This window comes from Bacillus sp. AFS023182, from assembly GCF_002560575.1.
In the GTDB taxonomy this organism is placed as follows: Bacteria; Bacillota; Bacilli; order Bacillales; family Bacillaceae_G; genus Bacillus_A; species Bacillus_A arachidis.
The window spans coordinates 1-1,087 of the sequence record NZ_NTRO01000098.1 but is presented as its reverse complement, the minus strand read 5'-3'; the positions used below and the strand labels follow the sequence as shown (position 1 = coordinate 1,087).

Here is a 1,087-nt window from a genome sequence, read left to right as displayed (position 1 = left end):
TTGGTTACATGTAACTAAACCGTGGGGTTGGATTAATAAAGCAGACTATGTTAAATGGGTGAGATATCTATTTTAAGTGCAGCTTGGTATGAACAAAATATGCCGTATATTGGAAAAAGAACGTGGTTAAAAGAAAAACATTTTGATGTTAGATAAGAATAAAAGATTAGAGTTGCTCGTTTGAGTGGCTCTTTTTTATTTTACATCAATAACGATAAACTTAAAAATAGTTTTGCTATAGAAAGAACTTGGATATAAGGATTTTACGTTGATAGCTACTAAGTGGACTTCTTCCTAAGGTGTTAACTATAGAGAAAAGGAGAAGTTTTAGACTGTTTTTTTGTGATTTTGTAAATTAATTCAAAGATAGACCATTAGCAGAAAGGGAAAATTCCTTCCAATAATTTAAAAAAGGAGTATGTAAGAATGAAGAAAATAGCAGATATATCACATCATAATGGAACTATTGATTGGGCAGAAGCGAGTAAAGAATTAGACCTTGCTATTATTCGCGTACAATATGGATCTAATAAAATCGATACACGCTACAAAGAGTATATACAAGGCTGTAAAGCATATGGAGTGCCATTTGGCCATTATGCTTATGGATGTTATGTAAGCGTTCAAGACGCTATTGTGGAAGCAAAAGATTTTATGGCACGTGCTGACAAGGATGCAAAGTTTCTTGTATTAGATGTAGAAGATGATACACTCGCTAGTTGTGGGCCAACTAATTTGGCAAAAGCGTCTCAGGCTTTCATTGATACTTGTCGTGTAGCAGGTTGGAAAGTTGGATTATACGTATCACATCACATGTATACAAGTTATGGATTAAATAGTGTAAGTGCAGACTTCCTATGGATTCCTCGTTACGGTGGCAGTAAACCTGCTTATAGTTGTGATATTTGGCAATATACCGAAACAGGTATACTTGCTGGTGTATCTGGTAATGTAGATTTAAACTACTTGAATGGAAATAAATCTCTTGAATGGTTCATAGGAAATGGTTCTGATCCTACAGATGTAGATACTCGTAAAAATGTGACATTACCGTCTGACTGGCAAATAAAAATGATTGGTACAATCA

The 1,087-nt window shown here is 34.3% G+C and carries 1 protein-coding gene; it reads left to right on the top strand.

Translation table 11 applies throughout. The features are described from left to right. Nucleotides 1–426: 426 nt before the first annotated feature. Nucleotides 427–1,087 (top strand): GH25 family lysozyme (locus CN288_RS26335; RefSeq protein WP_303745784.1); only part of this gene is annotated, 661 nt, incomplete at its 3' end.